This window comes from Streptomyces sp. NBC_00525, from assembly GCF_036346595.1.
Taxonomy (GTDB): domain Bacteria; phylum Actinomycetota; class Actinomycetes; order Streptomycetales; family Streptomycetaceae; genus Streptomyces.
Genome location: NZ_CP107834.1, coordinates 2477698 through 2490107, shown reverse-complemented (window position 1 = coordinate 2490107; position 12410 = coordinate 2477698). Strand labels below are relative to the sequence as shown.

Sequence of the window (12410 nt, the reverse complement as noted above, 5' to 3'; positions counted from 1 at the left end):
CTCAGCCCACCCGTACGGACTTCTTGGCGAGTTCGTACGCCGGGAGCATGTCCCCGATCTCCACCTCGTCCATGCCGTCCAGGCCCACCACGACCGGGCCCTTCGGGGTCGCGACGGCGAAGGCGTGGGCGCGCATGTCCTCCTCCAGCAGCGCGCTGTAGGTCGTGTACGTCGCCTCGGTGACGGCCAGACCGCCCACGGTGACCTGCTGGTAGGTGATCTTCGAAGGCTGATTGTCCGCCCCGACGAAGCCCTCCAGCGCCTTGCGCGCCGAGGCGTCGGAGCCCTTCGCCTGCCAGACGCGCAGGAAGCCGATCCGCCCCGCCGGCTTCGCGTCGATCTCGCAGGCCATCGTGACCGGGCCCTGCTTCGCCAGCTCGGCGAACTCCGAGTCCGGATCGATCTCGACCGCCTTCGGCTTCCAGTCCTTCGCCAGGTCGAACGTCACCGGCAGCTCGCAGCCGGAGCCCGCGCCCCCGACCGTGCCGCCCTTGGCCGCCGCCTTCACGGCGGGCGCCGCGGACTTCCCCGCCTTCGCGCCGTCGCCGGTGTCCGGCTCCGACGAGCAACCGGTCAGCACGGCCGCGGCCAGCAGTGCGGGCACCAGGCCACGCACGGTACGCAGTGTCATCGAGACTCCCCACCCCTTGATCGATGCGCGCAACGTACACCGGGCGGGGCGGGCGCTCGTACGGAGGTCCGTACGGCGGCGACTACGCTGGAGGCCGGAATCTTCCTCGTAGCTGGAGCGTTCGTGGCCGTCAACCTCATCAATGTCGAGCAGGTCAGCAAGGTGTACGGCACCCGTGCCCTGCTCGACGGAGTCTCCCTCGGCGTCTCCGAGGGGGACCGGATCGGCGTCGTCGGCCGCAACGGCGACGGCAAGACGACCCTGATCCGGATGATCGCCAAGCTGGAGGAGGCGGACACCGGCCGCGTCACGCACAGCGGCGGCCTGCGCCTGGGCGTGCTCACCCAGCACGACTCGCTGGACCCCCAGGCCACCATCCGGCACGAGGTCATCGGCGACCTCGCCGACCACGAGTGGGCGGGCAGCGCCAAGATCCGCGACGTGCTCACCGGCCTGTTCGGCGGGCTCGACCTGCCCGGCTTCGCCGATGGCCTGGACACCGTCATCGCGCCGCTCTCCGGCGGCGAGCGGCGCCGGATCGCCCTCGCCAAGCTGCTCATCGCCGACCAGGACCTGATCGTCCTCGACGAGCCCACCAACCACCTCGACGTCGAGGGCATCTCCTGGCTCGCCGGCCATCTGCGCGCCCGCCGCTCCGCCCTGGTCTGCGTCACCCACGACCGCTGGTTCCTGGACCAGGTCTGCACCCGCATGTGGGACGTCCAGCGCGGCACGGTCCACGAGTACGAGGGCGGCTACAGCGACTACGTGTTCGCCCGCGCCGAACGGGAGCGGATCGCCGCCACCGAGGAGACCAAGCGGCAGAACCTGATGCGCAAGGAGCTGGCCTGGCTGCGGCGCGGCGCCCCCGCCCGTACCGCCAAGCCGCGCTACCGCATCGAGGCCGCCAACGAGCTGATCGCGGACGTGCCGCCGCCGCGCGACACCAGCGAGCTGATGAAGTTCGCCAACGCCCGGCTCGGCAAGACCGTGTTCGACCTGGAGGACGTGACCGTCCAGGCGGGCCCCAAGACCCTGCTCACCCACCTCACCTGGCAGCTCGGCCCCGGCGACCGCGTCGGCCTCGTCGGCGTCAACGGCGCCGGCAAGACGTCGCTGCTGCGGGCGCTCGCCGAGGCCGCCCGCAGCGAGGGCGAGGTGCAGCCGGCCGCCGGGCGGATCGTCGTCGGCAAGACCGTCCGGCTCGCCTACCTCTCCCAGGAGGTCCACGAGCTCGACCCGAACCTGCGCGTCCTGGAGGCCGTGCAGCAGGTGCGGGACCGGGTGGACCTCGGCAAGGGCCGCGAGATGACCGCCGGCCAGCTCTGCGAGCAGTTCGGTTTCGCCAAGGAGAAGCAGTGGACGCCCGTGGGCGACCTTTCCGGCGGTGAGCGGCGCCGGCTCCAGATCCTGCGGCTGCTGATGGACGAGCCCAACGTCCTCTTCCTCGACGAGCCGACCAACGACCTCGACATCGAGACCCTGACCCAGCTGGAGGACCTGCTCGACGGCTGGCCCGGCTCCATGATCGTGATCTCCCACGACCGGTTCTTCGTCGAGCGCACCACGGACCGGGTCATGGCCCTCCTCGGCGACAAGTCGCTGCGTATGCTGCCGCGCGGCATCGACGAGTACCTGGAGCGCAGGCAGCGCCAGGCCGAGACGTCGGCGCCCGCCGCCGCGGCCCCGGCCGCCGCGTCGCAGACCGCCGCCCCGGCGCCCGCCGTCTCCGCGCAGGCGGCCCGCGCCGCCAAGAAGGAGCTCCAGAAGGTCGAGCGGCAGCTGGAGAAGATGTCCACCCGCGAGACGACCCTGCACGCGCAGATCGCCGAGCACGCCACGGACTTCGAGAAGGTCGCGAAGCTGGACGCCGAACTGCGCGAACTCGTCGCGGAACGCGATGTGCTGGAGATGCGCTGGCTCGAACTGGCCGAGGACGCCTGACAAGTGACAACGGAACAGGGGGACGGGGCGATGAGTCAGCCGCCCGGACAGCGGCCGCCCGAGGGCGAGTTCGGGGCACCGTACGACCCGCCCGCGCAGCCCGGCTACGGATTCCCGCCACAGGGCTACGCGCAGCCGCAGCCCGGCCCGTACCAGCAGCCCGGCCCCCAGCCGCAGCCCGCCCCCCAGCCGCCGCCCGGCCCGTACCAGCAGCCCGGCCCGTACGCGCAGCCGGGGCTGCACCAACTGCCCACCCATCAGTACGCCGCCCCCGCCCCCCGGCCGCCGCGCGGCGGGCCCTTCCGGGGCCGGACCGCGAAGATCGTCGGCGCTGTGGTGGCCGTGGCGCTGCTGGCCGGCGGCGGAATATGGTTCGCCACCGCCGGGAACGGGGACGACGACAAGCCCGTGGCGGGGCCCAGCCACTCCGCGAAGCCCACCGCGGCCCCCTCGCCGACCGGGGACGAGGGCAAGGGCAAGGCCACGGGTGAGCCGGTGATCAGCCCGGAGGAGGAGACCCGGACCATCAACGCCGGCGCCGGGTCCGGCGAGGCGAAGGTCCGGTGGCTCCAGCGCAGCGGCGTGGACCTGCCGCGCTACGGCGACGACGTGTTCGGCCCCTGGTTCGCCGGGGACACCGTCGTCAGGGCCATGTTCCACACCGTCTCCGGCTACTCCATGGCGGACGGCACCGAACTCTGGAGCCTGCGGCTGCCCACCCGGATGTGCGGGGCGCCCTCCCGGCCCACCGAGGACGGCAAGATCGTCCTCGGGCTCCGGCAGGACACCACCGAGGGCTCCGACTGCGACACCCTCCAGATGGTCGACATGCGTACCGGCGAGCTCGGCTGGCGCAAGTCGTTCGTCCGCAAGGGCCTGTGGGACGGGCTCTCCGACCTCGCGATGGCCATCAACGGCGACACCGTGACCGTGGGCCGCACGAGCCGCACCGAGGGTTTCCGGGTCAGCGACGGCAAGAAGCTGTTCGGCGAACGGACCGGCACGTGCCAGCCGTTCGGCCTCGCCAGCGGCCCGGTCGCCCTCGCGGCCGTCAGCTGTCACACCTCCGACGACCAGTACAAGAACCAGCGTCTCGAACGCATCGACCCGGCCACCGGCAAGACGCTGTGGACGTACAGGCTCAAGACCGACAAGGACTGGGAGATCAAGCAGATCTACTCGGCCGACCCGCCGATCGTCTCGCTGATGAGCCCGGACAAGTGGGCCGTGATCGTGCTCAACGCGGACGGCAGCTACCGCTCCCGGCTCTCCGGCGGGCCGGGCGACTACGAGCCCAAGTGCGACGACGACCTCGGCTCGCTCAGCGGGAACCTGGACAACTGCCTCGGCGTCGCCGCCGACGCGAACACGTTCTACCTGAAGACCAAGACCGACCCGGAACACGACTACGTGAACAAGGTCGCCGCCTTCGACCTGAGCACCGGCAAGTTCCGCTGGTCCGCCACCTCGGCGCCCGACCAGCCGCTCACCCCGCTGCGCGTCGAGGACGGCAAGCTGGTGATGTACGTGCAGCCGAGCCGGAAGAAGGGCGGCGGGATCGCCACCCTCCCCGCCACCGGCGGCACCCCGCGCTTCGTGCTGCGGCACCCGGCGTCCGGCGCCGAGATGGAGCGCGGCTTCTTCGACCCGCGCGTCGTGTACGCCGACGGGCGCAGCCTCCTCGTGCAGACCCGGATCAGCGGGGTGGACGACGGGGACGAGGAGGAGACCCGATCCATGGTCGCCTTCGGGAACTGACGGTCCGGAGCATCACGGCGATATCACGACCCGGTCCGCCCTTGGGAACAGGGGCGGACCGAACCGGGAGGCCCCGTGGGGCGGGTGGTACAAAGAAGTCCCGCTCGATGACGTAACACTGCGGAAGCCATGCCCGATTCGCTCCATTTCGCCATGGTCCAGGGGGTCGTGACCGTCCCGCGGACCACCGGCGGGATCGCGGGGGAGTCCGGAACGGGCACCGGACCGCACGAAGGGGGGACGTGCTGATGACCCAGCCGCCCGGACAGCAACCGCCGCAGGGAGGCTTCGGCGCTCCGCAGGAGCCGCCGCACGGGGTACCGCAGCCGCCCCAGGGCCCGCCGCAGACACCGCCGCCGCCCGCCGCGCCGCCCCAGGCCCCCGCCACCCCGCCGCCCACCCAGCCCGGCTACGGCTACCCGCAGCAGCCGGGCCCGTACGGTCAGCAGCCCGGCCCCTACGGGCAGCAGCCCCAGCAGCCGGGCCCGTACAGCCAGCAGCCCGGCCCGTACGGGCAGCCGCAGCAGCAGCCGGGCCCCTACGGTCAGCCCACCCAGCCCGGTTACGGCTTCCCGCCGCAGCAGTACCCCGGCGCGCCCGTGCCGCCCGGCCCCGGCGGCTCCGGCCCGTTCAAGCGCAAGCCGGTCGTGATCATCAGCGCCGCCGTCGCCGCGCTCCTGGTCATAGGCGCCGGCGTCTGGTTCGCGACGAGCGGTGACGGCGACGACGACGAGAAGCCGGTCGCCAAGAAGAGCGAGCAGGCGTCGCAGAAGCCTTCCGCGTCGCCCACCGTCGACAAGGGCGACGGCAACGGCACCGGGCGGGACGACGAGGACCTCAACAGCGGCCGCAAGGACGGCGAGGCCAAGGTCCTCTGGCTCCAGAAGAACGACGTGGACCTGCCGCGCAACGGCGCGGACGTCTACGGCCCCTGGATCGTCGGCGACACCATCGTCAAGGGCATGTACCGCACCGTCTCCGGCTACTCGGTGGCCGACGGCGAGCAGCAGTGGACGCTCAAGCTGCCCGCCGACCTCTGCTCCGCGCCCGAGCAGACCACCACGGACGGCAAGATCGTCCTCGCGGTCAAGAACGGCACCACGGACAAGGCCGACTGCTCGGTCCTCCAGCAGATCGACCTCAACACCGGCGAGGCGGGGTGGAAGAAGGAGGTCAAGAAGAGCGGCCTCTTCGACATGATGTCGGACTTCTCCATGGCCATCAGCGGTGACACCGTGACGGCCGGCCGCACCGGCGCCGCCAACGCCTACCGGGTCAGCGACGGCAAGGAGGTCTTCGGCAAGCGGAGCGGCAACTGCCAGCCCTTCGCGTTCGCCGGCGGCCCCAAGCTCATCGCCGCGGTCAACTGCCGCACCGGCGACGTGAACAACCCGCAGCAGCAGATCGAGGAGCTCGACCCCGCCACCGGCAAGGCCAAGTGGACCTACAAGCCGGCCCGCGGCTGGGAGGTCGACAAGGTCTACTCGGTGAGCCCGCTCATCGTCTCCCTCACCAAGGGCGACAGCAGCGAGGACAAGAAGTGGAGCATCATCGCGCTCCGCGAGAACGGCACGCTCCGCTCCCAGCTCGTCGGTGACAAGGGCGACAAGTTCGCCCCGGACTGCGGCGGCGGCTTCACGATCTTCGGCAAGCAGCTCCAGGGCTGCACCGGCGTCGCGGCCGACGCCAACACCTTCTACATGGCGACCCAGGACGACACCAGCGGCTCCGCCCGCACCAACAAGGTCGTCGCGTTCAACCTGAACACCGGCAAGCCGAAGTGGAAGGCGAACGCCCCGGAGGCGCAGACCATGAAGCCGCTGGGCATGGAGGGCGGCGACGTCCTGCTGTACATCGACGGCGGCTACAGCAAGGGCGGCGGCATCGCCACCCTCGCGCCGTCCGGCGGCAGCCCGAAGATGGTCCTCCAGCACCCGGACTCGACCTCCGCGATCGAGCGCTCGTTCTACAACCCGACGATCCTGTACGCGGACGGCCGTTCGTTCATCGCGAGCGGACGGGTCAGCGCGGGCAACGACAAGGAAGAGCTGGAGACGAAGACCATGATGGCCTTCGGCAACTGATGTGACGGCCCACCGACCGACCGCCCCTTTTTTCCCGAGGTACGCAACGCCATGACCCAGCCGCCCCCGCCGCCCCCCAACGATCCGCCCCAGGGTGGATTCGGCGCGCCCCAGGACCCGCCGCCCGGCGGTTTCGGCGCGCCGACCCCGCCGCCCCAGCAGCCGGGCTACGGCTACCCGCAGCCCCCCACCCAGCCCGGCTACGGCTTCCCGCAGCAGGGACAGCAGCAGCCGCACGACTTCCCGACGCAGGCCGCCTACGGCTTCCCGCAGCAAGGACAGCAGCAGCAGCCGTACGGCTACCCGACCGCCCCGATGCAGCCGGCCTACCAGCCGCCGCAGCCCGGCGGGAACGGGCCGAAGAAGTTCTCCACCCAGGCACAGATCATCGTCGCCGCCGTGGTCGCCGTCGCCCTGATCGTCGGCGGCGGCATCTGGTACGCCAACAGCGGCGACGACGGGAAGAAGGACGAGGCGGGCACCTCCGCCGGCACCACCGGTGAGAACAAGGGCGGGAAGGGGGGCGACAAGGGCGAGAAGGGCGGCGACACCGGCGGCAAGGAGAAGGCCCCGGCCAACGTCGAGTCCACCGTCGCCTTCCAGCTCCCGCACCCCAAGGTCACCGAGGTCACCACGGTCGCCGGCTCCTGGATCACCGACAAGGCGTATGTGAAGACCGGCGTCAACGAGGTCGTCGGCTACGACCTGGACAAGGGCACCAAGCTCTGGTCGATCCCGCTGGAGGGCCAGGTCTGCGCCGCCTCCCGGCACATGAGCGAGGACTACAAGACCGCCGTCCTGATCGAGGACGGCAAGCGGTCGAAGTCCAACAAGTACCCCAGCTGCAACCGGGTCGGCGCGCTCGACCTGGCGACCGGCAAGCTCCTGTGGAACAAGCAGGTCACCGCGACCACCGGCGGTGACCGGCCGGTCCGGTTCGACGAGGTCACCCTCAGCGGCACCACCGTCGCGGCCGGCGGCAACGACGGCGGCGCCGCCTTCAAGCTCGCCGACGGCGCCGAACTGTGGAAGCCGAAGGTCAGCACCGACCGCTGCTACGACCGCGGATACGGCGGCGGCGAGGCCCTCGCCGTGGTCCGCTCCTGCGGTTCGTACGACGAGCCCCAGCTCATCATCCAGTCGCTGAACCCGACGACGGGCGCCCCGATCTCCTCGTACAAGATGCCCGCGGGCGTCGACTACGCGAGCATCGTCTCCACCAAGCCCCTCGTCGTCGCGGCCGACGTCGGCGACACCGCCGGTGACGGCAGCGGCATCTCCGACTTCTTCTCGATCGACGAGGCCACCGGCAAGCTGAAGATCCGCATCTCGGCCGACGCGGAGAAGTACGCGGCCAACTGCCGGTCCACCAAGGTCGAGAGCTGCCAGCACGTCGCGGTCGGCAACAACCGCATCTACGTGCCCACCGAGGAGCACGACGGCACAGGCGAGAGTTTCAGCCGGACCAACGAGATCGTCTCCTTCGACCTCACCACCGGCAAGCAGACCGGTGACCGGGCCGACGCGGGCGAGAAGTACACGATGTTCCCGCTGCGCATGGACGGCGGCAACATCATCGCCTACCGCGAGCCCCCCTACGACAAGGGCGGCGAGGTCGTCTCGATCAACGGAGAGACCTTCGAGCAGACGGTGCTGATGCGCAACCCGGCCGACGAGAAGATCCGGGACGCGGAGACCAGCTTCTCCTCGGACTACGCGGAGTTCCGCTACGAGCAGGGGCACTTCTTCATCTCCGAGACGATGGTCAGCGCACCCCGCAAGAGCTCCCTGGACGACGACGAGTACCTGGTGGTGTCCTTCCGCACCGGCTGAGTGCGAGGCACCGACGCGTAGGGGGTGGAACCGGCCGGTTCCACCCCCACACGCGTTTCCGGGCGTGTAACTTGCGGCCCTGGAGGGCCGGGGGGCCTGTGTCGGTGCTACGGGGGGAACGTGCGATGGGTGTGGGTGTCCGGCTCATGGTGGTCGACGACCACCGACTGCTCGCCGAGGCGCTCGCCTCCGCGCTGAAGCTGCGCGGCCACCGGGTGCTGGCCGCCGCCGCGCCGACGAGCGGGGCGGCGGAACTGGTGGTCGGCCGGGCCCCCGAGGTCTGCCTGTTCGGCACGGCCGCCCCCGCCGAGCCGGGCACCTTCGACCCGGTGGTCCGGATCAGACGGGAGCGCCCGCAGACCGCGGTGGTGGTGCTCGGCCCGGTGCCCAGCCCGCGCGGGATCGCCGCCGCGTTCGCGGCCGGGGCCGCCGGGTACGTCCGGCACGACGAGCGCATCGAGGGCGTGGAGCGCGCCATGGCCAAGGCCCGGTCCGGCGAGGCGGCCATCGCGCCCCAGCTCCTCCAGGGCGCCTTCGCCGAACTCCTCGCCCCGGCGGCCCGGCCCGACGACGAGGGCCGCCGGCTGCTGCGGCTGCTCACCCCGCGCGAGGCGGAGGTGCTGGTCCGGGTCGCGGAGGGCGAGGACACCCGGCTGATCGCGGCCGGGATGCGGATCGCGCCGAGCACCGCCCGTACCCATGTCCAGCGCGTCCTGATGAAGCTCGGGGTCGGCTCCCGGCTGGAGGCCGCCGCGCTGGCCGCCCGCACCGGGCTGCTGGACCGGGCGGCGATGCTCCGCCGGGGCCCGGAGCCCACCGGCTGACGGCGCCCGCCGCCCGCCCCCAGACCCCATCGCCCGCACGGGTGGTGGGGGTTCTTCGCTGGGTCCTTCGGTGGGTTCTTCATTGACGCTGTTGTTGATTCGTGGTTCATTGTGTTGAGTTATGTTTGATGGTGGAGGGAGCCTGGTGAAGAAGACCGTGACGACGCTCGCCGACGGCCGGGAGCTGATCTACTACGACCGCCGCGAGGACGCCGTGCGCGCCGCGGTCGACACCCGTCCGCTCGACGCCGTCTCCACCTCCTCCGAGATCCGGCGCGACCCCCTGCTCGGCGACAGCGTCGCCATCGCCTCGCACCGCCAGGGCCGCACCTACCACCCGCCCGCCGACGAGTGCCCCCTGTGCCCCTCGCGCGAGGGCCGGCGCAGCGAGATCCCGGAACCGGACTACGACGTCGCCGTCTTCGAGAACCGCTTCCCCTCCCTCGCCGGCGACTCCGGCCGCTGCGAGGTCGTCTGCTTCACCTCCGACCACGACGCCTCCTTCGCCGACCTCACCGAGGAGCGCGCCCGCCTCGTCCTGGACGCCTGGACCGACCGCACCGCGGCCCTGGCCGCGCTTCCGCAGGTCGAGCAGGTCTTCTGCTTCGAGAACCGGGGCGCCGAGATCGGCGTCACCCTCGGCCACCCGCACGGCCAGATCTACGGCTACCCCTTCGTCACCCCGCGCACCGGGCTGATGCTGCGCTCGGCGGCCGCGCACCGCGCGGAGACCGGCCGCAACCTCTTCGAGGACGTGGTGGCCCGCGAGGAGGCGGACGGCTCCCGGATCGTGCTCGCCGCCGAGCACTGGACCGCCTTCGTGCCGTATGCGGCGCACTGGCCGTACGAGGTCCACCTCCACCCGCGCCGCCGCGTCGCCGACCTCCGGGACCTCGACGAGGCGGCACGCACGGAGTTCCCACAGGTCTATCTGGAACTCTTGAGGCGATTCGACCGGATCTTCGGACCCGGAGAGCCGCCGACCCCGTACATCTCCGCCTGGCACCAGGCGCCGTTCGGGGCCCCCGGGCGCGAGGAGTTCGGGCTCCACCTCGAGCTTTTCACCATCCGACGGACCTCCGGCAAGCTGAAGTTCCTCGCGGGTTCCGAATCCGGCATGAACGTGTTCATCAACGACGTGCCGCCGGAGACCGCGGCCCAGCGACTGCGAGAGGTAGCGAGCCAGTGAGCAAGACCCCGAAGAAGTACCTGGTCACCGGCGGCGCCGGATACGTAGGCGGCGTCGTCGCGCAGCACCTGCTCGAAGCCGGGCACACCGTCACCGTCCTCGACGACCTCTCCACCGGCTTCCGGGAGGGCGTCCCGGCCGGTGCCGCGTTCATCGAGGGCCGCGTCCAGGACGCCGCGAAGTGGCTCGACGCCTCCTACGACGGGGTGCTGCACTTCGCCGCGTACTCCCAGGTCGGCGAGTCCGTCGCCGACCCCGAGAAGTACTGGGTCAACAACGTCGGCGGCTCCACCGCCCTGCTCGCCGCCATGCGCGACGCCGGGGTGCGCACCCTGGTGTTCTCCTCCACCGCCGCGACCTACGGCGAGCCGGTCGCCGGCCCGATCACGGAGTCCGACCCGACCGCCCCGACCAGCCCGTACGGCGCCACCAAGCTCGCCGTGGACCACATGATCACCGGGGAGGCCGCCGCGCACGGCCTGGCCGCCGTCTCGCTGCGCTACTTCAACGTGGCCGGGGCGTACGGCGCCTGCGGCGAGCGGCACAGCCCCGAGTCCCACCTCATCCCGCTGGTCCTCCAGGTGGCCCTGGGCCGGCGCGCGTCGATCTCCGTCTACGGCGACGACTACCCGACCCCGGACGGCACCTGCGTCCGCGACTACATCCACGTCGCGGACCTCGCCGAGGCCCATCTGCTGGCCCTGGACGCCGCCGCCCCCGGCGAGCACCTCATCTGCAACCTCGGCAACGGCAACGGCTTCTCGGTCCGCGAGGTCATCGAGACCGTCCGCGAGGTCACCGGCCACCCCGTCCCCGAGACCGCGGCCCCGCGCCGGGGCGGCGACCCGGCCGTCCTCGTCGCCTCCGCCGCCACCGCCAGGGAACGGCTCGGCTGGCGGCCCTCCCGCACCGACCTGGCCGGCATCGTCGCCGACGCCTGGACCTTCGCCCGCCGAGAGGAGCCCACCGCGCCATGACCGAGGACCACGCGGAGCCCACCGCCTCCTTCACCGAGCTGTACGGGTACGCGCCCGAGGGCGTCTGGGCCGCGCCCGGCCGGGTCAACCTGATCGGCGAGTACACCGACTTCAACGACGGCTTCGTCATGCCGCTCGCCCTCCCGCACACCGCGCGCGCCGCCGTCGCCCGCCGCACCGACGGGGAGCTGCGGCTGCACTCCACCGATGTGCCCGGCGGCGTCGTCAGCCTCCGGGTGGACGAACTGGCCCCGCACCAGGGCCACGGCTGGGCCGCCTACCCGGCCGGGGTCGTCTGGGCGCTGCGCGAGGCCGGCCACCCGGTCACCGGCGCCGACATCCAGCTGACCTCCACCGTCCCCACGGGCGCCGGGCTCTCCTCGTCCGCCGCCCTCGAAGTCGTCACCGCGCTCGCCCTGAACGACCTCTTCGGCCTCGGGCTCGACCGCGCCGCCCTCGCGGTCCTCGCCCAGCGCGCCGAGAACGCGTTCGTCGGGGTGCCCTGCGGGGTCATGGACCAGATGGCGTCCGCCTGCTGCACCGAGGGCCACGCCCTGCACCTGGACACCCGCGACCTCGGCCGCCGCCAGGTCCCCTTCGACCTGGCCGCCCACGGGCTGCGGCTCCTGGTCGTCGACACCCGCGTCAAGCACGCGCTCGGCGACGGGGCGTACGCGGAGCGCCGGGCCGGCTGCGAGGAGGGCGCCCGCCTGCTCGGCCTGCGCACCCTGCGCGAACTGCCGTACGAGGAGCTGGATTCCGCCCTCGACCGGCTGGCCGGGGCCGGGGCGGGCGATTCGGTCGTGCGCTACGTGCGCCATGTGGTCGGCGACAACCGGCGCGTGGAGCGGGTCATCGCCCTGCTGGACGCCGGCGACGTGCGCGCGGTGGGCCCGGTCCTCACGGCGGGGCACGTCTCGCTCCGCGACGACCTGCGCGTCTCCTGCCCGGAGCTGGACCTCGTGGTCGAGGCGGCGAACGCGGCCGGGGCGCTCGGCGCGCGCATGACCGGGGGCGGCTTCGGCGGCTCGGCGATCGTGCTCGTCGAGGAGGCGGCGGCGGAGGCCGTCACCGGGGCGGTGCTCGACGCGTTCGCGGGCGCCGGGTTCGGTGCGCCGGGGGTCTTTGCGGCGGTGCCGTCGGCGGGGGCGCGCCGGCTGGTCTGACGAC

General features: G+C 72.2%; 9 protein-coding genes. 8 read left to right on the top strand and 1 reads right to left on the bottom strand.

Going from position 1 to position 12410, the window contains the following annotated elements:
- Nucleotide 1: 1 nt before the first annotated feature.
- The gene (locus tag OG710_RS10985) at nucleotides 2-631 is read right to left on the bottom strand and encodes a lipoprotein (RefSeq protein WP_330239161.1); all 630 of its coding nucleotides are present in this window, start codon (nucleotides 629-631) and stop codon (nucleotides 2-4) included.
- 123 nt (nucleotides 632-754) lie between these two features.
- Between OG710_RS10985 and OG710_RS10980 the strand changes: the two genes are divergently transcribed.
- From OG710_RS10980 to galK, 8 genes are all read left to right on the top strand, one after another.
- On the top strand, nucleotides 755-2575 hold the full coding sequence (locus OG710_RS10980) for an ABC-F family ATP-binding cassette domain-containing protein (protein ID WP_330239160.1): 1821 nt from the start codon (nucleotides 755-757) through the stop codon (nucleotides 2573-2575).
- A 30-nt stretch (nucleotides 2576-2605) separates the two neighbouring features.
- On the top strand, nucleotides 2606-4333 hold the full coding sequence (locus OG710_RS10975) for an outer membrane protein assembly factor BamB family protein (RefSeq protein WP_330239159.1): 1728 nt from the start codon (nucleotides 2606-2608) through the stop codon (nucleotides 4331-4333).
- Nucleotides 4334-4581: 248 nt separating this feature from the next.
- Nucleotides 4582-6417, top strand: coding sequence for an outer membrane protein assembly factor BamB family protein (locus tag OG710_RS10970; RefSeq protein WP_330239158.1), 1836 nt, complete (start codon nucleotides 4582-4584; stop codon nucleotides 6415-6417).
- Between the two features lie 51 nt (nucleotides 6418-6468).
- A complete protein-coding gene (locus tag OG710_RS10965) occupies nucleotides 6469-8250 on the top strand; it encodes an outer membrane protein assembly factor BamB family protein (RefSeq protein WP_330239157.1) in 1782 nt (593 codons plus the stop codon).
- Nucleotides 8251-8381: 131 nt separating this feature from the next.
- Nucleotides 8382-9074 carry a response regulator transcription factor gene (locus OG710_RS10960; RefSeq protein ID WP_330242214.1) on the top strand — a complete coding sequence of 231 codons (693 nt, stop codon included), beginning with the start codon at nucleotides 8382-8384 and terminating at the stop codon, nucleotides 9072-9074.
- A 145-nt stretch (nucleotides 9075-9219) separates the two neighbouring features.
- Nucleotides 9220-10263, top strand: a complete 1044-nt coding sequence (gene galT, locus OG710_RS10955; protein ID WP_330239156.1) for a galactose-1-phosphate uridylyltransferase — start codon at nucleotides 9220-9222, stop codon at nucleotides 10261-10263.
- A complete protein-coding gene (galE, locus tag OG710_RS10950) occupies nucleotides 10260-11240 on the top strand; it encodes a UDP-glucose 4-epimerase GalE (RefSeq protein ID WP_330239155.1) in 981 nt (326 codons plus the stop codon). The genes galT and galE overlap by 4 nt, the downstream gene beginning before the upstream one ends.
- Nucleotides 11237-12406 (top strand): galactokinase, encoded by a 1170-nt coding sequence (galK, locus tag OG710_RS10945; RefSeq protein WP_330239154.1) that lies wholly within the window; start codon nucleotides 11237-11239, stop codon nucleotides 12404-12406. The genes galE and galK overlap by 4 nt, the downstream gene beginning before the upstream one ends.
- Nucleotides 12407-12410: the final 4 nt, after the last annotated feature.

Excerpts from the sequence above, each read along its gene's own strand:
- OG710_RS10985 (WP_330239161.1), bottom strand. The coding sequence starts at position 631 with ATGACACTGCGTACCGTGCGTGGCCTGGTGCCCGCACTGCTGGCCGCG.
- OG710_RS10975 (WP_330239159.1), top strand. The coding sequence starts at position 2,606 with ATGAGTCAGCCGCCCGGACAGCGGCCGCCCGAGGGCGAGTTCGGGGCA.
- OG710_RS10970 (WP_330239158.1), top strand. The coding sequence starts at position 4,582 with ATGACCCAGCCGCCCGGACAGCAACCGCCGCAGGGAGGCTTCGGCGCT.
- OG710_RS10965 (WP_330239157.1), top strand. The coding sequence starts at position 6,469 with ATGACCCAGCCGCCCCCGCCGCCCCCCAACGATCCGCCCCAGGGTGGA.
- galK (WP_330239154.1), top strand. The coding sequence starts at position 11,237 with ATGACCGAGGACCACGCGGAGCCCACCGCCTCCTTCACCGAGCTGTAC.